Origin of the sequence: Lysobacter sp. TAB13 (assembly GCF_052113885.1) — a bacterium.
Taxonomy (GTDB): Bacteria; Pseudomonadota; Gammaproteobacteria; order Xanthomonadales; family Xanthomonadaceae; genus Lysobacter; species Lysobacter gummosus.
Map to the genome: position 1 here is coordinate 414,828 of NZ_JBFRDR010000001.1, position 21,544 is coordinate 436,371.

20 protein-coding genes and 1 tRNA gene are annotated in these 21,544 nt (G+C 66.3%); 3 read left to right on the top strand and 18 right to left on the bottom strand.

Annotated elements, in window-relative coordinates; genetic code table 11:
- Nucleotides 1-9 precede the first annotated feature (9 nt).
- From nuoN to tpiA, 17 genes are all read right to left on the bottom strand, one after another.
- Complete coding sequence (nuoN, locus tag AB4Y92_RS01455) at nucleotides 10-1,455, bottom strand: NADH-quinone oxidoreductase subunit NuoN (protein ID WP_441818023.1); 1,446 nt, start codon at nucleotides 1,453-1,455, stop codon at nucleotides 10-12.
- A 149-nt stretch (nucleotides 1,456-1,604) separates the two neighbouring features.
- Nucleotides 1,605-3,122 carry an NADH-quinone oxidoreductase subunit M gene (locus AB4Y92_RS01460; RefSeq protein ID WP_441818024.1) on the bottom strand — a complete coding sequence of 506 codons (1,518 nt, stop codon included), beginning with the start codon at nucleotides 3,120-3,122 and terminating at the stop codon, nucleotides 1,605-1,607.
- Between the two features lie 19 nt (nucleotides 3,123-3,141).
- Complete coding sequence (gene nuoL, locus AB4Y92_RS01465; protein WP_441818025.1) at nucleotides 3,142-5,310, bottom strand: NADH-quinone oxidoreductase subunit L; 2,169 nt, start codon at nucleotides 5,308-5,310, stop codon at nucleotides 3,142-3,144.
- 5 nt (nucleotides 5,311-5,315) lie between these two features.
- The gene (gene nuoK, locus AB4Y92_RS01470; protein WP_056176675.1) at nucleotides 5,316-5,618 is read right to left on the bottom strand and encodes an NADH-quinone oxidoreductase subunit NuoK; all 303 of its coding nucleotides are present in this window, start codon (nucleotides 5,616-5,618) and stop codon (nucleotides 5,316-5,318) included.
- A gap of 20 nt (nucleotides 5,619-5,638) precedes the next feature.
- Nucleotides 5,639-6,280 carry an NADH-quinone oxidoreductase subunit J gene (locus AB4Y92_RS01475; RefSeq protein ID WP_441818026.1) on the bottom strand — a complete coding sequence of 214 codons (642 nt, stop codon included), beginning with the start codon at nucleotides 6,278-6,280 and terminating at the stop codon, nucleotides 5,639-5,641.
- A gap of 9 nt (nucleotides 6,281-6,289) precedes the next feature.
- Nucleotides 6,290-6,778, bottom strand: a complete 489-nt coding sequence (gene nuoI, locus AB4Y92_RS01480) for an NADH-quinone oxidoreductase subunit NuoI (protein ID WP_441818027.1) — start codon at nucleotides 6,776-6,778, stop codon at nucleotides 6,290-6,292.
- 18 nt (nucleotides 6,779-6,796) lie between these two features.
- Nucleotides 6,797-7,861, bottom strand: coding sequence for an NADH-quinone oxidoreductase subunit NuoH (nuoH, locus tag AB4Y92_RS01485; protein ID WP_441818267.1), 1,065 nt, complete (start codon nucleotides 7,859-7,861; stop codon nucleotides 6,797-6,799).
- A 15-nt stretch (nucleotides 7,862-7,876) separates the two neighbouring features.
- Nucleotides 7,877-10,108: an NADH-quinone oxidoreductase subunit NuoG gene (gene nuoG / locus AB4Y92_RS01490; protein WP_441818028.1), complete on the bottom strand. Its 2,232-nt coding sequence runs from the start codon at nucleotides 10,106-10,108 to the stop codon at nucleotides 7,877-7,879.
- Nucleotides 10,105-11,475: an NADH-quinone oxidoreductase subunit NuoF gene (gene nuoF, locus AB4Y92_RS01495; RefSeq protein ID WP_441818029.1), complete on the bottom strand. Its 1,371-nt coding sequence runs from the start codon at nucleotides 11,473-11,475 to the stop codon at nucleotides 10,105-10,107. The genes nuoG and nuoF overlap by 4 nt, the downstream gene beginning before the upstream one ends.
- Nucleotides 11,476-11,486: 11 nt before the next feature.
- A complete protein-coding gene (nuoE, locus tag AB4Y92_RS01500) occupies nucleotides 11,487-12,014 on the bottom strand; it encodes an NADH-quinone oxidoreductase subunit NuoE (protein WP_441818030.1) in 528 nt (175 codons plus the stop codon).
- Nucleotides 12,015-12,165: 151 nt separating this feature from the next.
- A complete protein-coding gene (locus tag AB4Y92_RS01505) occupies nucleotides 12,166-13,455 on the bottom strand; it encodes an NADH-quinone oxidoreductase subunit D (RefSeq protein ID WP_441818268.1) in 1,290 nt (429 codons plus the stop codon).
- Nucleotides 13,456-13,475: 20 nt separating this feature from the next.
- Nucleotides 13,476-14,207, bottom strand: a complete 732-nt coding sequence (locus AB4Y92_RS01510; RefSeq protein WP_441818031.1) for an NADH-quinone oxidoreductase subunit C — start codon at nucleotides 14,205-14,207, stop codon at nucleotides 13,476-13,478.
- The gene (locus AB4Y92_RS01515; protein ID WP_057942708.1) at nucleotides 14,204-14,791 is read right to left on the bottom strand and encodes a NuoB/complex I 20 kDa subunit family protein; all 588 of its coding nucleotides are present in this window, start codon (nucleotides 14,789-14,791) and stop codon (nucleotides 14,204-14,206) included. Before AB4Y92_RS01515 ends, AB4Y92_RS01510 begins: the two co-directional genes overlap by 4 nt.
- The gene (locus AB4Y92_RS01520) at nucleotides 14,782-15,138 is read right to left on the bottom strand and encodes an NADH-quinone oxidoreductase subunit A (RefSeq protein WP_057942707.1); all 357 of its coding nucleotides are present in this window, start codon (nucleotides 15,136-15,138) and stop codon (nucleotides 14,782-14,784) included. The genes AB4Y92_RS01515 and AB4Y92_RS01520 overlap by 10 nt, the downstream gene beginning before the upstream one ends.
- A gap of 179 nt (nucleotides 15,139-15,317) precedes the next feature.
- Nucleotides 15,318-15,402: transfer RNA gene (locus tag AB4Y92_RS01525), tRNA-Leu, on the bottom strand.
- Between the two features lie 118 nt (nucleotides 15,403-15,520).
- The gene (gene secG / locus AB4Y92_RS01530) at nucleotides 15,521-16,060 is read right to left on the bottom strand and encodes a preprotein translocase subunit SecG (protein ID WP_441818032.1); all 540 of its coding nucleotides are present in this window, start codon (nucleotides 16,058-16,060) and stop codon (nucleotides 15,521-15,523) included.
- Between the two features lie 72 nt (nucleotides 16,061-16,132).
- Nucleotides 16,133-16,885 carry a triose-phosphate isomerase gene (tpiA, locus tag AB4Y92_RS01535; RefSeq protein WP_441818033.1) on the bottom strand — a complete coding sequence of 251 codons (753 nt, stop codon included), beginning with the start codon at nucleotides 16,883-16,885 and terminating at the stop codon, nucleotides 16,133-16,135.
- Between the two features lie 171 nt (nucleotides 16,886-17,056).
- Between tpiA and AB4Y92_RS01540 the strand changes: the two genes are divergently transcribed.
- The 3 genes from AB4Y92_RS01540 to AB4Y92_RS01550 all read left to right on the top strand — a co-directional run bounded on the left by AB4Y92_RS01540 (nucleotide 17,057) and on the right by AB4Y92_RS01550 (nucleotide 20,408).
- Nucleotides 17,057-17,596: a DNA-deoxyinosine glycosylase gene (locus AB4Y92_RS01540; RefSeq protein WP_441818034.1), complete on the top strand. Its 540-nt coding sequence runs from the start codon at nucleotides 17,057-17,059 to the stop codon at nucleotides 17,594-17,596.
- A 572-nt stretch (nucleotides 17,597-18,168) separates the two neighbouring features.
- Nucleotides 18,169-19,329, top strand: coding sequence for a trypsin-like serine peptidase (locus AB4Y92_RS01545; RefSeq protein WP_441818035.1), 1,161 nt, complete (start codon nucleotides 18,169-18,171; stop codon nucleotides 19,327-19,329).
- A 401-nt stretch (nucleotides 19,330-19,730) separates the two neighbouring features.
- Nucleotides 19,731-20,408: a DUF6445 family protein gene (locus tag AB4Y92_RS01550; RefSeq protein WP_441818036.1), complete on the top strand. Its 678-nt coding sequence runs from the start codon at nucleotides 19,731-19,733 to the stop codon at nucleotides 20,406-20,408.
- A 105-nt stretch (nucleotides 20,409-20,513) separates the two neighbouring features.
- Here AB4Y92_RS01550 and AB4Y92_RS01555 read toward each other — a convergent pair whose 3' ends face one another.
- The gene (locus AB4Y92_RS01555; RefSeq protein WP_215060871.1) at nucleotides 20,514-21,449 is read right to left on the bottom strand and encodes an isopenicillin N synthase family dioxygenase; all 936 of its coding nucleotides are present in this window, start codon (nucleotides 21,447-21,449) and stop codon (nucleotides 20,514-20,516) included.
- Nucleotides 21,450-21,544 lie beyond the last annotated feature (95 nt).

Below are 21,544 nucleotides of genomic sequence, written 5' to 3' on the forward strand. Positions count from 1 at the left end.
CACGCGCGCTCAGATCATGAAGGCGCGCTGGCACCACTCCATGATCGGATTCCAGACGATGCCCAGCGCGAGCAGCCCCAGCGCGTTGACCGCGAACACCACGCGCAGCGGGCGGTCCTCGCTCGGCGCCGGCAACTTGCCCTCGGGCTCGTCGAAGTACATGGCCTTGATCACGCGCAGGTAGTAGAACGCGCCGACCACCGCGAACACGATGCCGACGATCGCCAGCCACAGCATGTCGCCCTGCAGCGCGGCCTTGAGCACCGCCAGCTTGGCCCAGAAGCCCAGGAACGGCGGCAGGCCGGCCAGCGAGGCCATTACGCACAGGATCATGCCGGCCATCCACGGGTTGCGCGCGTTGAGGCCCTTGTAGTCGTCGATCTGGTCGGCTTCGAAACCGCGGCTGGACATGACGATGATCGCGCCGAAGGCCGCGGCCGTCATCAGCGAATAGCTGATCGCGTAGAACATCGAGGCGGCGAAACCCTGCGCGCCGCCGCCGGCCATGCCCAGGAACAGGAAGCCGACGTGGGAGACGGTGGAATACGCGAGCAGGCGCTTGAGATTGGTCTGCATCAGCGCGCTGAGGTTGCCGATCGCCAGCGACAGCACCGCAAGGCCGGCGAGCAACAGACGCCAGTGGCTGTCCAGGCCGTTGGCGCCGACTTCGAGCAGGCGGTAGGTCATGCCGAACGCGGCCAGCTTCGGCGCGGCGCCGATGAACAAGGTGATCGGGGTCGGCGCGCCCTGGTAGACGTCCGGCAGCCACATGTGGAACGGCGCGGCGCCGAACTTGAAGGCGATGCCGGCGACCACGAACACCACGCCGGTGATCAGCATCAGCGAGGACGGGCCGACCGAGCCGGCCAGCGCGATCTTGTCCAGCATCAGGCTGCCGGTGGCGCCGTAGATCAGCGACAGGCCGTACAGCAGCAGGCCGGAGGCCAGCGCGCCGAGTACGAAATACTTGATCGCCGCTTCCGAGGCCAGCGGGCTGTCGCGATCCACCGCGACCAGCGCGTAGGAGCACAGCGCGAGCATTTCCAGGCCGACATAGACCATGGTCAGGCTGCCGGCGGACACCAGGAACATCATGCCGGCGATCGCGAACAGCATCAGCACGCCGACTTCGCCCTTGTACAGGTTGCGCGCGCGCAGGTACGGCCAGGTGTAGATCAGCGAGAGGATGCCGACCACGCCGATGGCTAGCTTGAGCACGTCGGCAGCGGTGTCGCGTACGAACATGCCGCTGAGCACGGTGCCCTGCCCGCCCACGTCGAAAGCGATCAGCGCGGTCGCGACGGCGACCACGACGATCGAGAACACGTGGGAGATGATGCGATTGCGCTCCTCGACGAACAGATCGAGCATCAGCAGCGCGAACGCGCCGACGACGACCACCAGTTCGGGCAGCAGGGGCATCACATCGGCGAAGGTCCGTACGGGCATGTTCATTAGTGAATCTCTTGGCGGATCCGGCCCTGTTCGAGCCTTGCTCTAGGAACGAGTACAAAGGAGTGAGAAGTGAGCGGCGGATGCTCGCGCTTACGACTCTTTCCTCACTGCTCGCTTCTACTCACTTCTGCGTGGGCAACGCCCGCGCCTTACAACTTGCTGGCGACGATCTGGCTGGCGAGATTGGCGATCGCCGGCTCCATCAGGTCGGTCAGCGGCTTCGGCCACACGCCCAGCACCAGCACGCCGACCGCGAACACGCCCAGCACCAGCGCTTCGCGCGGGTTGAGGTCTTCCATCTCGGCCACGTGGGCGTTGCCGACCTCGCCCCAGATCACCCGCTTGACCAGCCACAGCGTGTAGCCCGCGCCGACGATCAGCGTGGTCGCCGCGCCGAAGGCGATCAGCGGATGCTGCTGGAACGAAGCCAGGATGACCATGAACTCGCCGACGAAGCCCGAGGTGCCCGGCAGGCCCGAGTTGGCCATCGCGAACAACACCACGAACGCGGCGAACCACGGCATCACGTTGGCGACGCCGCCGTAGTCCTTGATCATGCGGCTGTGCATGCGGTCGTAGAGCACGCCGACGCAGGTGAACATCGCGCCCGACACGAAGCCGTGGCTGATCATCTGCACCATCGCGCCCTGCAAGCCCAGGCGCGCCGCGTCGGTGCCGTGGGCATCGCCGCTATGAACCAGGTAGAAGGCGATGAAGGTGCCCAGGGTGACGAAGCCCATGTGCGAGACCGACGAATACGCGATCAGCTTCTTCATGTCCTCCTGCACCAACGCGACCAGGCCGACGTAGATGATCGCGATCAGGCTCAGCGTGATCACCAGCCAAGCGTACTCGTGGCCGGCGTCGGGCACGATCGGCAGGACGAAGCGCAGGAAACCGTAGCCGCCGATCTTCAGCATGATCGCCGCCAGGATCACCGAACCGGCGGTCGGCGCTTCCACGTGCGCGTCCGGCAACCAGGTGTGGACCGGGAACATCGGCACCTTGACCGCGAAGGCGATCAGGAAGCCGAAGAAGATCCACATCTGCTCGGTGGCGCTGAGCTGCAGCGCGTACATGTCCGCGAGCTGCCAGCTGCCGCCCTTCAGGAACAGGTAGATCAACCCGACCAGCATGAACACCGAGCCGAGGAAGGTGTACAGGAAGAACTTCACCGAGGCGTACACGCGGCGCGGGCCGCCCCACACGCCGATGATGATGAACATCGGGATCAGCATGCCTTCGAAGAAGACATAGAACAGCATCGCGTCCAGCGCCGAGAACACGCCGACCATCAGGCCTTCGAGGATCAGGAACGCGGCGTAGTACTGGCTCACGCGCTTGTCGATCGAGGTCCAGGCGCTGATCAGCACCAGCATGGACGTCAGCGTGGTCAGCGCGATCAGCGCCGCCGAGATACCGTCCGCGCCGAGGTGATAACGGATGTCGTAGGCCGGAATCCACGCACGCTGTTCGACCAGCTGCATGCTCGCGCTGGTGAAGTCGGCGTGGGTGAACATCAGCACGCTCGTGGCGAGCGTGGCGATGGCCACGACCAGCGCGAACCAGCGCGCGGCGTTGGCGCGCTCGTTGCCGAACGCGAGGGTCGCCAAGCCGCCGAGGATCGGCAGCCAGATCAGAATGCTAAGCAAGGGCACGGTGCTCACGTCTGGTGTCCTTGTCGAATTAGTGCCAGAACCGGATGACGACGGCGAGCAGAACAATCAGGCCGATGATCATCGCGAAGGCGTAGTGGTAGAGATAGCCGGACTGGACGCGGCGCGTCAGGTTGGCGATGAAGCCGACCAGGCTGGCGCTGCCGTTGACCACCACACCGTCGATGACGTGGCTGTCGATCGCGCGCGAGGCCTTGCCGAGCTTGACGCCGCCGCCGGCGAAGCCGTCGATCCAGAGATTGTCCATGCCGTACTTGTTTTCCAGGATGCGGATCGGCAGCTTGAACAGCTTGGCCGCCTTGGCCGGCAATTCCGGCTTCCACAGGTACATGACCGTGGCCAGGGCGAAGCCGGCGAAGGCCAGCCAGAACGCCGGCGCGGTGAAACCGTGCAGGGCGAACTTGATCGGGCCGTGCCAGGCTTCTTCGCCGACCTGGGCGATGGTGTCGCGCGCCGCCGACAGATCGATCGCGCCGAGGAAGAACGGCAGTTGCTTGTGGTGACCGAGCCAGTCGGTGCCGAACAGCATCGGGCCGGCGGTGAAGAAGCCGATCAGCACCGACGGAATCGCCAGCAGCACCAGCGGCACCGTCACCACCCACGGCGACTCGTGCGGCTCGTGCGCGCCGTGATGACCGTGGTCGTCGTGGGCGTGATCATCGTGCTTGGCGTGGCTGTCGTGCGCATGCTCGTCGTGAGCGTGCGCGTCATGACCATGATCGGCATGCGCGTCGCGGAAACGCTCCTTGCCGTGGAAGGTCATATACAGCAGGCGGAAGCTGTAGAACGCGGTGACGAAGGCGCCCAGCAACACCGCCCAGTAGGCGTACTGCGAGACCCAGGTCGCGTGCTCGCCGTGCGCGGCATGCGCGGCGGCTTCGATGATGGTGTCCTTCGAATAGAAACCGGCGAAGAACGGAGTGCCCACCAAGGCCAGAGTACCGAGCAAACTGGTCCAGTAGGTGATCGGCATGTACTTGCGCAGGCCGCCCATCTTGCGCATGTCCTGCTCGTGGTGCATGCCGATGATCACCGAGCCCGCGGCCAGGAACAGCAGCGCCTTGAAGAAGGCGTGGGTCATCAGGTGATACACCGCGGCCGAGTACGCCGACACGCCGAGCGCGACGGTCATGTAGCCCAGCTGCGACAGGGTCGAATACGCGACCACGCGCTTGATGTCGTTCTGCACGATGCCGATCAGGCCGGTCCAGAACGCGGTGGTGGCGCCGATGAACAGCACGAAGTTGAGCGCGGTCTGCGACAGCTCGAACAGCGGCGACATGCGCGCGACCATGAAGATGCCCGCGGTCACCATCGTCGCGGCGTGGATCAGCGCCGAGATCGGGGTCGGGCCTTCCATCGAGTCGGGCAGCCACACGTGCAGCGGCACCTGCGCCGACTTGCCCATGGCGCCGATGAACAGACAGATGCAGATCACCGTCGGCGCCGACCAGGCGATCGGCTCGCTCAGGTAGGTCCAGGTATTGCCGAACAAGGTGATGCTGCCGCCCAGGATCGGCACGGTCTTGCCGACCAGCGCGGAACTTGCGTTGGCGAACACGGTGCCGTAGTCGAGCGAGCCCACCAGCCACAACACGCCGCAGATGCCCAGCAGGAAGCCGAAGTCGCCGACGCGGTTGACCAGGAAAGCCTTCATGTTGGCGAACACCGCGGTCGGCTTCTTGAACCAGAAACCGATCAGCAGGTACGACACCAGGCCCACCGCTTCCCAGCCGAAGAACAGCTGCAGGAAGTTGTTGCTCATGACCAGCATGAGCATGGAGAAGGTGAACAGCGAGATGTAGCTGAAGAAGCGCTGGTAACCGTCGTCGTCGGCCATGTAGCCGATGGTGTAGATGTGCACCAGCAGCGAGACGAAGGTGACGACCACCATCATCATCGCGGTCAGCTTGTCGATCATGAAGCCGATGTGGGCCTCGTAGCTGCCGATCTGGAACCAGGTGTAGACGTTCTCGTTGAACGGCGCGGCGCCCTGCCCCACGAGCTGCCAAAGCACGTACATCGACATCGCGCAGCTGGCGGCGACGCCGAGAATCGTGATGGTGTGGGCGCCGGCGCGGCCGACCCTGCGTCCGAACAGGCCGGCGACGATCGCGCCGAGCAGCGGCGCGAGCACGACGGCGAGCAGGATGGTCTTGGAAATTACGACGGGTTGCATGCCGGTCAGCCCTTCATCGTGTCGATTTCAGCGACGTTGATCGTGCGCCGGTTGCGGAACAGCGTGACCAGGATCGCCAGGCCGATGGCGGCCTCGGCGGCGGCGACGGTCAGGATGAAGAACACGAACACCTGACCGGCCGGATCGGCCAGCTGACGCGAGAAGGCGACGAAGTTGATGTTGACCGCGAGCAGCATCAGCTCGATCGACATCAGCAGCACGATCACGTTCTTGCGATTGAGGAAAATGCCGGCGACGCTGATGCAGAACAGCACCGCGCCCAGCGCCAGATAGTGGCCCAGGGCCAGACCCGACCCGAAGAATTCGCTCACGGCTTGGCCTCCTGCGGCGCGGCTTCGGCGGGCACGACGGGCGCCGCCGGCTTCACCGCATCCATCTTGATCAAGCGGACACGGTCGCTGGCGCGAACGCGCGACTGCTCGCCCGGGTTCTGGTGCTTGGCGCCGGGACGGCGACGCAAGGTCAGCATCACCGCGGCGATCACCGCCACCGTCAGGATCACCGCGGCGATCTCGAACGGCAGCAGGAAGTCGGTGAACAGCGCGGTGGCCAACCATTTGGTATTCGAGCCGCCCGAGGCATCGGCGGTCAGCGGCGAGACCACGCTGGCCTTGACCCCGATCAGGGTCAGCATCTCCACCAGCATGACGATCGCCACCAGCAGGCCGACCGGCAGGTAGCGGACGTAGCCTTCGCGCAAGGGCGCGACGTCGATGTCGAGCATCATCACCACGAACAGGAACAGCACCATGACCGCGCCGACGTAGACCAGGATCAGGGCCACGCCGAGGAACTCGGCTCCGGCGATGATCCACACGCAGGCGACGGAGAAGAACGTCAGCACCAGGCTGAGCGCGGCGTGGACCGGGTTCTTGACGCTGATCACAGCCACCGCGGACAGCGTGGCCGCGGCGGCGAAGACGAAGAAGGCGATCTGGGCGAGATCCATATCAAATACTCAGCGGAAGGCGGCGTCGGCAGCGCGGCGCTCGGCGATCTCGGTTTCGAGACGGTCGCCGATGGCCAGCAGCTGCTGCTTGTTGACGATGTTCTGTCCGCGCTGGTCGAAGTGGTATTCGTGGATATGCGTTTCCACGATCGAGTCCACCGGACACGATTCTTCGCAGAAACCGCAGAAGATGCACTTGAACAGATCGATGTCGTAACGCGTGGTGCGGCGGGTGCCGTCGGCGCGCTTTTCCGAGTCGATGGTGATCGCCAGCGCCGGGCACACCGCCTCGCACAGCTTGCAGGCGATGCAGCGCTCTTCGCCGTTGGGATAACGGCGCAGCGCGTGGATGCCGCGGAAACGCGGCGACTGCGGCGTCTTCTCCATCGGGTACATCAGCGTGTACTTGGGCTTGAACAGGTACTTGAGCGTCAGCCCAAGGCCCTGCGCAAGCTCGATCAGGAGCAGGCTTTTGAAGTAGGAAACGATGCGATTCATGTCGTGGGATGCCTGTCCTTACGCGCCCGGCAGAAACACTTTGTAGTACGCCATCACGGCGACCACGCAGATCCAGGCGATGGTGAGCGGAATGAACACCTTCCAACCCAAGCGCATGATTTGGTCGTAGCGGTAGCGCGGGAACGAAGCGCGGAACCAGATGAAGCAGCTGGCGAAGAAGAACACCTTCGCGAACAGCCACCACCAGCCATCGACCGACAGGAACGGAATGCCCAGGCCCTGGAACGGGCTCAGCCAACCGCCGAGGAAGAAGATCGAGGTCAGGAAGCTGATCAGGATCATGTTGGCGTATTCGGACAGGAAGAACAGCGCGAACGCCGAACCCGAATACTCGACCATGTGACCGGCGACGATTTCCGACTCGCCTTCGACCACGTCGAACGGCGCGCGGTTGGTCTCGGCCACGCCGGAGATGAAATACACCACGAACAGCGGCAGCATCGGCAGCGCGAACCACTCGAAGGCGCCGGCGTTGCCGGACTGCGCCATCACGATGTCGGTGAGGTTGAGGCTGCCGGCGCCGACCATCACGCCGACCATGGCGAAGCCCATGGCGATTTCGTACGACACCACTTGCGCCGCGGCGCGCATCGCGCCCAGGAAGGCGTACTTGGAGTTCGACGCCCAGCCGGCGAGGATGATGCCGTACACGCCCAGCGAGGTCATCGCCAGCAGATACAGCAGGCCGGCGTTGGCGTTGGACAGCACCGCCTTGGCGTCGAACGGCACCACCGCCCACGCCGCGAACGCCGGCGCCAGGGTCAGCAGCGGCGCGAGCTTGTACAGGAACGACTCGGCCTTGGCCGGCTGGATCACTTCCTTGAACAGCAGTTTGAACACGTCGGCGAAGGCTTGCAGGATGCCCATGCCGACGTACATCGGACCGCGGCGCACGTGCATCCAGCCGATCAGCTTGCGCTCCCAGACCACGTAGAAGGCCACGCTGATGATCACCGGCATGGCGATCAACAGGATCTTGAGCACGATCCACGCCACCGCGCCGGCCATGCCGAACGACAGGAAGAACTCGCGCGCCGGATCGACGACCTGGGTGAAGAACATTCCGTCCGCCATGGCTTAAGCCCTCCCCGCCTGCACGCGGCCGGCGCCGAGCGGCGCGGTCGCGCCATGCCCGCTTTCGATCCACACCGTGCCCGGCGCGACCTTGTCGCTGATCGCGACTGGCAACGTCGCCGTGCCGGCGCCCGCGCTGAACTTGCCGACCGCACCATCGCCCAAACCCAGCGCCGCGGCGTCCTTGGAGTTGAGCACCGCGCGCGGTTCCTGGTTCAAGGGATGCGATTGCAGGGCCGGAGCGCGGCGCACGGTGGCGTCGCTGCGGTAGATCGCGGTGGACACCGCGACTTCCAGGCCCTCGCCCGCCACGCTCGGCGCCAAGCTCGCGGCCGGCGAGACCTCGCGCGGCACGATGCCGCTGCGCAGGCCGGCCAGATCGGTGAACTCGAAACCGTTCGCGCCCAGCTCGCCGCCGAGCGCGCGCAGCACGCGCCAGCCGGCGCGCGCCGAGCCCGGCAGCTTGCCGCCCGCGGTTGCGACCTGCGACAGGCCGTCGAGATTGGTCAGGGTGGCATCGACTTCGGGCAGCAGGCCGATCGGCAGGATCACGTCGGCGACGGCCTTGGTCGAACGGCAGGCGTAATGGCTGAAGGCCACCACCTGCGCCGCGCCGAGCGCGCGCAACGCGCTTTCGGTGTCGGCGAAGTCCAGGCCCGGCTCGATGCCGTAGATGATATAAGCGCCGCGCGCGTCGGTGAGCATGGCGCGGGCGTCGCGCGCGCTCGGCAGCACGCCGTGGCGGGCCAGGCCCACCGCGTTGGCGCCCTGCGGAATGCGGCACAGTTTGGCACCGGTGGCTTGCGCGAACGACGTCGCCGCGGCGCGGATCGCCGCCGCGTAGGGGCCGTTCTCGGCCACCGCGCCGAGGATCAATGCGACGTGGTTGCCGGCCTTGGCGATCTCGCGCAGCGCTTCATCGCCCAGCGCGGCCGCCAGCTGCGACGGCGCGACGATGCGCTTGCCGGCGATGTCGAAGGTGAAATCGAAATCGACCGGATTGACCACGTGCACCTTGGCGCCACGGGTCCAGGCCTTGCGCACGCGCTGATGCACCAGCGGCAGTTCCTGGCGCAGGTTGGAGCCGACGATCACCACCACGTCCGCCTTCTCAATCTCGGCGACCGACATGGCGAAGGTTTCCGCGATCGCGGCATCGGACAGGTCGTGCTGGGAAATGCGGTGATCGATGTTGCCGGTGCCCGCGGCCTGGGCCAGGCGCGCCAGCAGCTCGCCTTCTTCGTTCGAGGTCGCCGGATGGGCGAGCACGCCGAGGCTGTCGCCGCCGTTGTCGCGCAGGATCTTGGCCGCGCGGCTGAGCGCTTCGTCCCAGCTCGCTTCGCGCCATTCGCCGTTGTCCTTCACCAGCGGACGCTGGGCGCGGTCTTCCGCGTACAGGCCCTGGTGCGAATAACGGTCGCGGTCCGACAGCCAGCACTCGTTGACCGCTTCGTTGTCGCGCGGCACGGTGCGCAACACATCGCCGCGGCGGGTGTGCAGGAACAGATTGCTGCCGAGCGCGTCGTGGTAGCCCAGCGATTCGCGCGCGGTCAGTTCCCACGGACGCGCCTTGAACTGGAACACCTTGTTGGTCAGCGCGCCGACCGGGCACACGTCGATGACGTTGCCGGACAGCTCGGTGGTCAGCGGCTTGCCGTCGAAGGTGCCGATCTGCAGGTTCTCGCCGCGGTACATGCCGCCGAGCTCATAGGTGCCGGCGATTTCCGCGGTGAAGCGCACGCAGCGGGTGCACTGGATGCAGCGCGTCATCTCGGTGGCGACCAGCGGGCCGATGTCCTCGTCGGGCACCACGCGCTTGCGCTCGGAGAAGCGGCTGACCGAGCGGCCGTAGCCCATCGACAGGTCTTGCAGTTCGCACTCGCCGCCCTGATCGCAGATCGGGCAGTCCAGCGGATGGTTGACCAGCAGGAATTCCATCACGTTGCGCTGCGACTTCAGCGACTTCTCGCTGCGCGTGATGACCTTCATGCCGTCCATCACCGGCGTGGCGCAGGCCGGCGCCGGCTTGGGCATCTTCTCGACTTCGACCAGGCACATGCGGCAGTTCGCCGCGATCGCCAGCTTGTCGTGATAGCAAAAACGCGGGATCGGGATGCCGGCCTTGTCGGCGGCCTGGATGATCATCGAACCCTTCGGCGCGGCCATCTCGACGCCGTCAATGAAGACGGTGACGTGGTCGGGCGGAAGATTCGGGTTTACCGGTTGCGCACTCATGCCGCCACCTTCTTCTCGACCACGGTGCCCGCGGCCTGATCGTCCACCAGGAATCGCTTATTGACGATCGCGTATTCGAACTCGTCCCAGAAATGATGCAGGAAGCCCTGCACCGGCCACGCGGCGGCTTCGCCGAACGCGCAGATGGTGTGGCCTTCGATTTGGCCCGCGGCGGCACGTAGCATCTGCAGGTCTTCCAGGGTCGCCTGCTTTTCGGCGATGCGGGTCAGCATGCGGTACATCCAGCCGGTGCCTTCGCGGCACGGCGTGCACTGGCCGCAGCTTTCCTTGAAATAGAACCGGGCGATGCGCTGGCAGGCGCGGACCATGCAGGTGGTCTCGTCCATCACGATGACCGCGCCCGAGCCCAGGCCGGAACCGGCCTTCTGCAGCGAGTCGTAGTCCATCGTGCAGGCCATCATCTGCTCGGCCGGCAACACCTTCATCGACGATCCGCCGGGGATCACCGCCTTGAGCTTCTTGCCGCCGCGCATGCCGCCGGCCATCTGCAGCAGGTCGGCGAACGGCGTGCCCAGGCGGATTTCGAAGTTGCCCGGGTTGGCGACGTGGCCGGACACGGAGAAGATTTTCGGGCCGCCGTTGTTGGGCTTGCCCAGGTTCAAGAACCACTCCGCGCCGTTGCGCATGATCGCCGGCACCGAGGCGTAGGTCTCGGTGTTGTTGATCGTGGTCGGCTTGCCGTACAGGCCGAAATTGGCCGGGAACGGCGGCTTGTAGCGCGGCTGGCCCTTCTTGCCTTCCAGCGATTCCATCAACGCGGTTTCTTCGCCGCAGATGTAGGCGCCGGCGCCGAGCGCGCCGTAGATGTCGATGTCCACGCCGCTGCCGAGCACGTTCTTGCCCAGCCAGCCGTTCTCGTAGGCTTCCTTCAGCGCCTGCTCGAAATGCTCGAACGGCTCATGATGGAATTCGCCGCGCAGATAGTTGTAGGCGACGGTGGAACCGGTGGCGTAGCAGGCGATCGCCATGCCTTCGACCACAGAATGCGGGTTGAAGCGCAGGATGTCGCGGTCCTTGGCGGTGCCCGGCTCGGATTCGTCCGAGTTGCACAGGATGTACTTCTGGGTGCCGCTGCCCTTGGGCATGAAGCTCCACTTCAGGCCGGTCGGGAAGCCCGCGCCGCCGCGGCCGCGCAGGCCCGAGCCCTTGACCGTGTCGATGATCACCGACGGGTCGGTCTTCTCGGTCAGGATCTTGCGCAGCGCGCTGTAGCCGCCGGTCTTCAAATAGTTTTCGTACGACCACGGCGTTTCATAGTGCAACGTCGTGTAGACGACCTGATGCTCCTGCGGAGCCGGGCCGACCGGGCCGTAGCCCTGGGAATAATCGTGGTGACCGTGCGCCATCTCGCCCGACCTCACTTCAAACCATCGAGCAGCTCGTCGACTTTCGTCGCGTCGAGCTTCTCGTGGTAATGACCGTTGACGACGACCACCGGCGCGCCGCAGCACGCGGCCAGGCATTCTTCCTCGCGCTTGAGGAAGACGCGGCCGTCGGGGGTGGATTCGCCGAGCTTGCAGCCCAGCTTCTTTTCGGCATGCGCGACCAGCTGCTCGGCGCCGTTGAGCCAGCAGCTGATGTTGGTGCAGAAGGCGACGTTGTTGCGGCCGACTTTCTGCGTCTCGAACATCGAATAGAAGCTCGCCACCTCGTACGCCCACACCGGCGGCAGGCTCAGGTACTTGGCGACCGCGGCGATCAGCTCGTCGGTCAGCCAGCCGTCGTTCTGCTCCTGCGCGGCGTGCAGGCCTTGCAGCACCGCCGAACGCTTGCGGTCGGGCGGAAACTTGGCCAGCCAGTGGTCGATGTGCGCGCGCGTCTTGTCCGACAGTGCAACCATCGGATCGACGTGCTGTGCGGCCTCGAAATTGCCTGTCGCTTTCATAGGGGTAAAGCCGGGAATCGGGAATAGGGAATCGGGAATCGGTGGGAGCGGAGAGCAGGAACTGAAGACATCTGGATCGAGCGTCGCCCGGCGCGATCTCGCGCAGCCTTGGCATTGCCCATTCCCGAGTCCCTGTTCCCGATTCCCGGCTTCACCGGTCGATCTCGCCGAACACGATGTCGTAGGTACCGATCATCGCCACCACGTCGGCCAGCATGTGGCCGCGGACGACTTCGTCCATCGACGACAAGTGGGCGAAGCCCGGCGCGCGCAGCTTGCAGCGGAACGGCTTGTTGGCGCCGTCGGAGACCAGGTAGCAGCCGAATTCGCCCTTGGGCGCTTCCACTGCCGCGTAGGTCTCGCCGGCCGGCACGCAGTAGCCTTCCGAGAACAACTTGAAGTGATGGATCAAGGCTTCCATGTCGTCCTTCATCTCCTCGCGCTTGGGCGGGGCGACCTTGAAGTTGTCGACGATCACGGGGCCGGGATTGACCCGCAGCCACTTCACGCATTGCTTGATGATGCGGGTGGATTCGCGCATTTCCGCCACGCGCACCAGGTAACGGTCGTAGCAGTCGCCGTTGACGCCGACCGGGATGTCGAAATCGACTTCCGCGTACTTGGCGTAGGGCTGCTTCTTGCGCAGATCCCAGGCGATGCCCGAGCCGCGGATCATCGGTCCGGTCATGCCCCAGGCCAGGGCCTGCTCGGGCGAGATCACGCCGATGCCGACGGTGCGCTGCTTCCAGATGCGGTTATCGGTCAGCAGCGTTTCGTATTCGTCCACGCGCTTGGGGAAGTCGTCGGCGAAGGCGTCGAGATAATCGAGCATCGAGCCTTCGCGCCAGGCGTTGAAGCGCTTGAGGCCGGCGCCCTTCTTCCACGGCGATTCCTTGTACTGCGGCATCCGGTCCGGCAGGTCGCGGTAGACGCCGCCGGGACGGTAGTACGCCGCGTGCATGCGCGCGCCGGAGACCGCCTCGTAGCAGTCCATCAGCTCTTCGCGTTCGCGGAAGGCGTACAGGAACACCGCCATCGCGCCCAGGTCGAGCGCGTTGGAGCCGATCCACATCAGGTGATTGAGGATGCGGGTGATTTCGTCGAACAAGGTGCGGATGTACTGGGCGCGCTGCGGCGCCTCGATTCCCAGCAGGGTCTCGATCGCGCGCACGTAAGCGTGCTCGTTGCACATCATCGACACGTAGTCCAGGCGATCCATGTAGCCGATCGACTGATTGAACGGCTTGGACTCGACCAGCTTCTCGGTACCGCGATGCAACAGGCCGATATGCGGATCGGCGCGCTGCACCACTTCGCCGTCCATCTCCAGGATCAGGCGCAGCACGCCGTGCGCGGCAGGATGCTGGGGACCGAAGTTGAAGGTGTAGTTGCGGATCTCGGCGTTGTTGAGGCCGGAGGTGTTGAGGTTGATCAACGGCATGTCGCTGGCGGGGTTGCTCATCACTTCACCTCGCGCTGTGCGTCGCGCTGAGCCGTCTCGCCCTGGGCGGTCTGGTAGCGCGCGTCGTCGCGGATCACGCGCGGCACGCCGACGCGGGGTTCGATCGACACCGGTTCGTAAACCACACGGCGCTTTTCGGCGTCGTAGCGAACTTCGACGTTGCCGATCAGCGGGAAGTCCTTGCGGAACGGATGGCCGACGAAACCGTAATCGGTGAGGATGCGGCGCAGGTCCGGATGGCCTTCGAAAATGATGCCGTACAGGTCGAAGGCTTCACGTTCGAACCAATTGACGCCCGGCCAGATGCCGCTCAGAGAACCGACCACCGGCAGGTCGTCATTATCTGCGAAGGTTTTAAGCCGCACGCGCTGGTTGTGCTGGCACGACAGCAGATGCGCGACCGCGGCGAAACGGCGCGCGGGCTTGGAATCTTCCGCGCCGTTGGGCGACTCGCCCCAACGGAAGCGGCCGGCGCTCTTGCCTTCCACGCCGCGCGAGAAACCTTCCGAGGACACGTCGGTGTCCCACTCGTCGCTGCCGTAGCTCAGGTAATCCACGCCGCTGACATCGACGCATTGTTCGAAGCCGAACTCGTCGCGCAGCGCGAGCGCGGCGGCGAGCCACTGCGTCGGCGCGACTTCAAGGGTGATTTCACCGCGCGGCTCGGCCACGATGACCGAAGCGCCGGCGAAGCGATCGCTCAGGCGCTGGGCAAGAGGGGCGGCGCTCATTCGCGCACGCCCTGCTTGTGTTCGCCGAAGTTGGTGCCGCGGCGGATCTTGCGCTGCAATTGCAGGATGCCGTAGACCAGCGCTTCGGCGGTCGGCGGGCAGCCGGGCACGTAGACATCGACCGGAACCACGCGGTCGCAGCCGCGCACCACGGCGTAGGAGTAATGGTAGTAGCCGCCGCCGTTGGCGCAGCTGCCCATCGAGATCACCCACTTCGGGTCGGGCATCTGGTCGTAGACCTTGCGCAACGCCGGGGCCATCTTGTTGACCAGGGTGCCGGCGACGATCATCACGTCGGACTGGCGCGGCGACGGGCGGAACACCACGCCGTAACGGTCCAGGTCCAGGCGCGAGGCGCCGGCGTGCATCATCTCGACCGCGCAGCAGGCCAGACCGAAGGTCATCGGCCACATCGACCCGGTACGCGCCCAATTCCACAGCGTGTCCAGGTTGGTGGTGACGAAGCCCTGCTGCAGCAGCGGGTTTTCGCCTTCCGGGCGCAGGATGTCGTCGAGGCGGCCTTCCGGAATCGGGTTGTGCATCAGACCCGAGACGGTGTCGCTGACGGTTTGGATCACTCCCATTCGAGCGCTCCCTTCTTCCAGACGTAAACGAAGCCGAGCAGGAGCATGCTGGCGAAAATGCCCATTTCGATCAGGCCGACCACGCCGAGATCTCGGAACACGGTGGCCCAGGGCACGATGAAGATGATTTCCAGGTCGAAGATGATGAACTGGATGGCGATCAGGTAGTAGCGCACGTCGAATTGCATGCGCGCGTCTTCGAAGGCTTCGAAGCCGCATTCGTAGGGAGACAGTTTCTCCGCGGTCGGGCGCTTGGGCCCGAGCACATTACCTACTACCAACAGGGCGACGCCGATACCACCGGCGACGATCAGGAACAGCAGAGTCGGCAGGTATTCGGCCAGCACGCGGTGTTCTCTCGGCTACTTGTTCGGCTACATGGGCGCGTTTCCGCGACCTTGGCTTGGCGCCACTTGCGCCCAGTCGTTTGGACACGCGGCGCGGCCCGCCGTGCGTGCCGCACCTGCGTACCGTGGTGCGAGTTGCGAATTGCTTGGAGCTGGGGATTACTGCGTCGGGATGGATGTGGTGCCCAAAGGGGGACTCGAACCCCCACGACCTAAGTCGCTACCACCTCAAGGTAGTGCGTCTACCAATTCCGCCATCTGGGCACTGCTACCAACCACGCCATCCTGGCTCCGGCTTCGTAATCGTCTCGAAGCCGACTGGTCATCGCTGACCGGCCCCGCCATCCGGGCGAGGCTGAAACTCTATTTTAACCTGTTTATCTCAGCCGCCAGTAGCCGGCTGTTTTGCCGGGGCGGTCGGCTGGACCGGCGCCTGCTGCGCCGGCGCTTGCTGCGCGGGCGGAGCGGCGGCCGGAGCGGCCGGAACCTGCCCGGCGGGCGCGGCCGGAGCCGTCGTCGCCGGAGCGGCCTGACCGGCCGGAACCTGCGGCACGCCGCTGGCCGGGGCCGACGGCACGCCGGTCGCCGGAGCGGCGGGCGTGGTCGCGGCCGGCGCGGGCTTGGCGGCCTGCTGGGTCGCGGCGCCGCCGAGAAGGCCGAGATCGGGCTTGCCCGGGGTCGCGGCGGCCATGCTGCGGCTGGCCTGCCAACCCATGAACAGGCTGATCACGAAGAACGCGATCGCCAGCCATTTGGTGGCCTTGGACAGGAAGTTGGACGAACCGCGAGCACCGAACACCGTGGCCGAGGCGCCGCCGCCGAAGCCCGAGCCCGCCTGCGCACCCGCGCCGCGTTGCATCAGGATCAGCGCGACCATCGCGATCGCGATCAGTACGTAGATGACGTTGAGGAACAACAGCATCGTTGAGGATTCTTCGCTAAGGAGAGCTTGTTACGACCGCGGCGGACGGGCGGGGTTCGCCGGTTCGCGCGATCAGGGTGCCGCCGCGGCTGCGATGGCGTTGAAATCGGCCGCGACCAGGGAGGCGCCTCCGACCAGGCCGCCATCGACGTCGGGCTGGGAAAACAGCGCGGCGGCGTTGTCGGCTTTCACGCTTCCGCCGTACAGAATCGGAAGCGAGCCAGCGATTCTAGCATCGTGCGCGGCGATTTCGCTACGGATGAATGCGTGGACTTCCTGCGCCTGCTCCGGCGTGGCGGTGCGCCCGGTGCCGATCGCCCAGACCGGTTCGTAGGCCAGGACCGCGCCTTCCAGGCCCAGCACGCCGACCAGTTCCAGCACCGGCGCGAGCTGTTCCTGCAGGCGCCACTGGGTCTTGCCGTCTTCGCGCTCTTCCAGGGTTTCGCCCACGCACAGCACCGGCGTGAGGCCGGCGGCCTTGGCGGCGGCGAACTTGCGCGCGACCAGCTGGCTGCTTTCGGCGTGGTACTGGCGGCGCTCGGAATGGCCGACCAGGCCGTAGAGCGCGCCGACTTCCTTGAGCATCGCCGCGGAGACTTCGCCGGTGTAGGCGCCCTTGACGTTGCTGCTCACGTCCTGCGCGCCGAAACTCAGGCCGCGCTCGCCGTAGTGTTCGACCAGCTCGCCCAGGTACGGCAGCGGCGGCAGGATCACCCGTTCGACACCGGCCGGCGGCGTCTGCGCCGCGACTTCATCGAGCAGGGCGAAGGCGAATTCGCGGCTGCCGTGCAGTTTCCAGTTTCCGGCGACGATCTTGCGGCGCATGGCGATCCCTATGTTGCGAAGACGGCGCAGTCTACCTTCTGGGCGCTGCGCGGGCGAATGCGGCCGGTGCGCGTGCCGCCGCGATCGGCCTCGCGCGGGCGCGGGCGATGCCGGCGGATTGGCGCGCGCGCCGCTGCTTGCCTGCATCGCCCCAGCCCCCATAACAGCCGCATGAGCCGACCGACCGCCGCCGTGCTGCACAGCTTCGCCCCGATCGAATCGCCGCGGGCGCGGGTGCTGATCCTGGGCAGCATGCCCGGCGTGGCGTCGCTGAGCGCCGGGCGCTACTACGCGCATCCGCAGAACCGGTTCTGGCCGATCATGGGCGAGTTGATCGGCGCCGGGCCGCAACTGGACTACGAGCGCCGGATCGAGACCTTGCGTGCGGCCGGGATCGCACTGTGGGACGTGCTGGCGCAATGCGAGCGCGAAGGCAGCCTGGATTCGGCGATCCGCGACGACACCGCGGTAGCGAACGATTTCGCCGGCTTCCTGGCCCGCCATCCGCGGGTGCGCACCGTGTTGTTCAACGGCGCCAAGGCCGAGAACAGCTTCCGCCGCTTCGTGCTCAAGCCGCTGGCGCGGCCGGACCTGCGCCTGCTGCGGCTGCCCTCGACCAGCCCGGCCAATGCCTCGCAGCGCGGGCAGGCCAAGCTGGCGGCCTGGCGCGAGGCGCTGAGCGAGGCTGGGGTGAAGGTGCGCGCGGGTTGAGCTTTTGTGGGAGGGGCTTCAGCCCCGATGCTTTCCGGTCAGCGACCTCGCTGCTACTTGGGCCCTGAAAGAAAAGCATCGGGGCTGAAGCCCCTCCCACAAAAGCCGCCCCTCTCACAGGCGCCGGCCGCGTGAACTCGGGCTTCAGGCCCTCGAATCGCGTATCGCGCTTGAAACATTCGCGCCCCCTGCCCCGGCGCCGGCCATTGGCCTCAAACCCTTGCCACTGCAGGCTTTGCGCCCGATAACCACGGCTCCAGCGCCGGCTCTCGACACCCCGCCGCGGCGATTTTCTTCGCCCCGCCCCTGTCCTGCGCCCGCCTGCACCCCCGTTTCCTGGGGTTGACCGCCCGACAGGTCCATCCACAACCAGACGATCGCTTGCGCCGCCCTGCAGTGGCGCGGGATGGGAAGTCGCTTGCCCGCAAGGCGCAGGCCCTGCCCATCCAGGCGAAACGAGGTCGTCGGAAGGTCGAAACAGCGTCCGCGCCGCCTGGATCGAGGCGCGCGACGGTTTTCCCACCGCCGATCCACCCATCGCCCATGGAAGCGATACCTCAAGGAGCTCCAAAATGAAGTCGCATCGCAATCCCCCGACCCGCCTGTCCCGCAAGCTCGCCGTTCTCGGCGGCGTAGCCCTGTTGTGCACCGCCGCGCTGGCCGTCGCCGGCGAGACCGTCATCCGCACGCCCCACGGCGACATCGCCGCGATCGACGCCCCCAAGTCGCAGCAGCTCAACGCCAAGACCGCCGCCGCGCATCCCTTCGCCAGCGCGCGCCAACGCGCCGCGGTGCAGCCGATGGTGTGGGTCGATCGCGACGCCAAGGTCGCGCCGGCCGCCCCGGCGGAACTGGCCGACACGCTGGTCCGCACCGCCGGCAGCGCGCCGGGCGGCAACGCGCCGGCGTTCGGCAACTACCTCGCGCGCAATCACTTCCGCGCCACCTGGGACAAGCTCGAAGCGCTGGACGCGCGCCAGCCGGCCGCGCCGATCTCCGCGCTCGGCGGCGAGAAAGACGGCGCCCACTACGCCTACAGCCGCTTCCCCGGCAACTACTACACCACCCAGTGGAAGGCCGCGCCGTGGAACAAGATCGGCAAGCTGTACTTCACCACGCCCAGCGGCGCCAGTTCGTACTGCACCGCGCAGGTCTCCAGCGGCAATTCGGTGCTGACCACCGCCGCGCATTGCGTGTACACCTTCGGCGCCGGCTTCAACTCGAACTTCGTGTTCGTGCCGGCCGAGCGTTACGGCGAAGCGCCGTACGGCAAGTTCGGCTGGAGCACCGCGCGCGTGCCGACCAACTGGATCACCTACGGCACCCGTCGCTGGGACGTGGCGGTGATCAAGCTGACCGGCGAGCAGACCAGCGGCCTGCCGGTGATCAACTACGTGGGCTGGCTGGGCCGCGCCTGGAATCAGCCGTATTCGCTGTACACCTACTCGCACGGCTACGCCAGCAACCTGAGCACGCAGTACACCAACATCTGCGCCGGCCAGACCTACGATTCGCCGACTGAAGGCACCAACGTCGTCGTCCAGGGTTGCGACATGACCTACGGCGCCAGCGGCGGTGCGTGGCTGATCAACTACACGCCCAATTCCAGCGCCGGCAATCAGGTCAACAGCGTGGTCAGCGGCCCGCACATCGGCGCCTTCGGCACCGCGTGGGTCGGCGCGCGCTTCAACGACGACAACATCGTCGCGCTGTGCACGGCGATCGGTTGCTGATCGGCCGGCGCCGCGGATCCGATTCGCCGATGCGGCGATAAGCGATTCACGGCGCCGCGGCGCGAACCACCGCCGGCGCGCGCGCAGGACGCACGCGCGCCGGTAAGGCAGCCGAGGGAACGGTGGCCTGGATCGAATCGGGTAATCGAGTACGGGCCCCGGAGACGGGCCTGCCGCGCGGCCAGCAGCCAAGGATGCCGCGGGCTGGGACAGGGACGTCCGCTTGTTCAAGGCGAAGCCGGCTTTCGGGCCGGCTTCGTCGTATCTGCGACCGGCATCGGCCTGAGTCAGCGTGCCGAACCGCATCACTTGCCGGTTTGGTGACGCGTTACGGCGAACGCACCCGGATTCATGCGTGCCGCACTCGTTTTCGCCCACCCCGCGCGATATAGAGTGCGCGGATGAACCGCATCGCCCACCCCGCCCGCCTGCCGATCCTGCCCTATCGCAAGCCCACGCAAGGGCGCGACTACTGGGTCGTGGACGACATCCTGCCCGACCCCGATGCCGTGCGCGCGCGCTGCCTGGCCAAGACCGACTGGGCCGAAGGCTATCCGTACAAACCCGAAAGCTGGCCCGGCCTGCGCGCCACGCCCGGCCTGCAGGACGACGAACTGGCCCTGGTCGAGGCGCGCGTGCGCCAGGTCACCGGCGTGCAGAAGCTGTGGGTGGTCGAGCCGCCCGAAGGCCAGTACTTGAACCACAACTGCGTGCAGGTGGTCGGCATCGACGAAAGCGAGCCGCGCCCGCATACCGACTCGCGCCTGCTGTGCCGCTACGCCGCGGTGCTGTACCTCAATCCCTCGGTGCCGGACCAGTGCGGCACCGGCTTCTATCGCCAGCGCCTGGGCAACGGCCAGCGCGGCGGCAATACCGTGTCGCCGCCGCACGCCAATCTGGTGCAGGCGTTGGGCACCCGCTTCGTTGCGCCGGATTCCTTCGCCGAGGACGTGGTCGTCCCGCACCGCTACAACCGCCTGTTGCTGTACCGCTCCAACCTGATCCACAGCGCCAGCGGCTACTGGGGCCGCACGCTGGAGACCAAGCGCATGGCGGCGGTGTTCTTCTGGATGGCCTAGGCCGCCCCGCCCGCCGCGAACCGCCCGCGATCATCGGCGGCGAATGCAACGAAGCCGGCGCGAGGCCAGCTTCGTTGATTGCATCGACGCCCGATCCGGCGCGGCTTACTTCAGCTTGATCTCGCGCAGACGCTCTTCCAGATAGCCCTGCGCGGTGATCGGCTCGGGGTAGCGGCTGGGATTGTCCGGGGTGATCGTCGAGTCCAGCACGTCGATCAGGAAATCCGGATTCGGGTGCAGGAAGAACGGCGTCGAATACCGCGGCTGGCGCGCCTTCGCGCCCGGCGGATTGACCACGCGGTGGGTGGTCGAGGGATACACGTGGTTGGTCAGGCGCTGCAGCATGTCGCCGATGTTGACCACGATGGTGTCGGCGTCGGCGGTGAACGGCACCCACTCGCCCTGGTGCGACTTCACTTCCAGGCCTTCCGAACTGGCGCCGACCAGCAAGGTGATCAGGTTGATGTCCTCGTGCGCGCCGGCACGAACGTTGGGGATGTCGTCGGCGGTGATCGGCGGGTAGTGGATCGGGCGCAGGATCGAGTTGCCGAAATCGGTCTTGTCCGCGAAGTAGTTCTCCGGCAGGCCGATATGCAGGGCCAGCGCGCTGAGCACGCGCGAACCCAGGTTATCGAGCGCGGTGTACAGGCCGTAGGCCTGTTCGCGGAACTCGGGGATTTCCTCCGGCCACAGATTGGCCGGCATGTCCGAGGCGTACTTGGAGTCGCGCGGAATCTCGCGGCCGACGTGCCAGAACTCCTTCAGGTCGAAATGCTTGGCGCCCTTGGCGGTTTCCACGCCGAACGGGGTGTAGCCGCGCGCGCCGCCGCCGCCGGGGACGTGGTACTTGCGCTTGACCTCGTCGGGCAAGGCGAAAAAGCGCTTGAACAGATCGTAGGACTGATCGATCTGCTCGGCCGGGATGCCGTGGCCGCGAATGCCGGCGAAGCCCCATTCGCGGTAGGCCGCGCCGAGCTCGGCGACGAAGGCCGCGCGATCGGTATCGAAGCGGCGGATGTCCAGGGTGGGAATCTGACTCACGTTGGGATCCTGTTGGTGTCTCTTCCGGGTAGGCGGCTATCTTCGCTCAAAGCCGACGGCCGCGCGCTACTGTGCACGTGGCGGCGCGGTCGCGC

Coding starts and splice junctions, on each gene's coding strand:
- nuoN (WP_441818023.1), bottom strand. CDS start 1,455: ATGAACATGCCCGTACGGACCTTCGCCGATGTGATGCCCCTGCTGCCC.
- nuoL (WP_441818025.1), bottom strand. CDS start 5,310: ATGCAACCCGTCGTAATTTCCAAGACCATCCTGCTCGCCGTCGTGCTC.
- AB4Y92_RS01475 (WP_441818026.1), bottom strand. CDS start 6,280: ATGGATCTCGCCCAGATCGCCTTCTTCGTCTTCGCCGCCGCGGCCACG.
- nuoI (WP_441818027.1), bottom strand. CDS start 6,778: ATGAATCGCATCGTTTCCTACTTCAAAAGCCTGCTCCTGATCGAGCTT.
- nuoH (WP_441818267.1), bottom strand. CDS start 7,861: ATGTTCTTCACCCAGGTCGTCGATCCGGCGCGCGAGTTCTTCCTGTCG.
- nuoG (WP_441818028.1), bottom strand. CDS start 10,108: ATGAGTGCGCAACCGGTAAACCCGAATCTTCCGCCCGACCACGTCACC.
- nuoF (WP_441818029.1), bottom strand. CDS start 11,475: ATGGCGCACGGTCACCACGATTATTCCCAGGGCTACGGCCCGGTCGGC.
- nuoE (WP_441818030.1), bottom strand. CDS start 12,014: ATGAAAGCGACAGGCAATTTCGAGGCCGCACAGCACGTCGATCCGATG.
- AB4Y92_RS01505 (WP_441818268.1), bottom strand. CDS start 13,455: ATGCCGTTGATCAACCTCAACACCTCCGGCCTCAACAACGCCGAGATC.
- AB4Y92_RS01510 (WP_441818031.1), bottom strand. CDS start 14,207: ATGAGCGCCGCCCCTCTTGCCCAGCGCCTGAGCGATCGCTTCGCCGGC.
- AB4Y92_RS01515 (WP_057942708.1), bottom strand. CDS start 14,791: ATGGGAGTGATCCAAACCGTCAGCGACACCGTCTCGGGTCTGATGCAC.
- secG (WP_441818032.1), bottom strand. CDS start 16,060: ATGCTGTTGTTCCTCAACGTCATCTACGTACTGATCGCGATCGCGATG.
- tpiA (WP_441818033.1), bottom strand. CDS start 16,885: ATGCGCCGCAAGATCGTCGCCGGAAACTGGAAACTGCACGGCAGCCGC.
- AB4Y92_RS01540 (WP_441818034.1), top strand. CDS start 17,057: ATGAGCCGACCGACCGCCGCCGTGCTGCACAGCTTCGCCCCGATCGAA.
- AB4Y92_RS01545 (WP_441818035.1), top strand. CDS start 18,169: ATGAAGTCGCATCGCAATCCCCCGACCCGCCTGTCCCGCAAGCTCGCC.
- AB4Y92_RS01550 (WP_441818036.1), top strand. CDS start 19,731: ATGAACCGCATCGCCCACCCCGCCCGCCTGCCGATCCTGCCCTATCGC.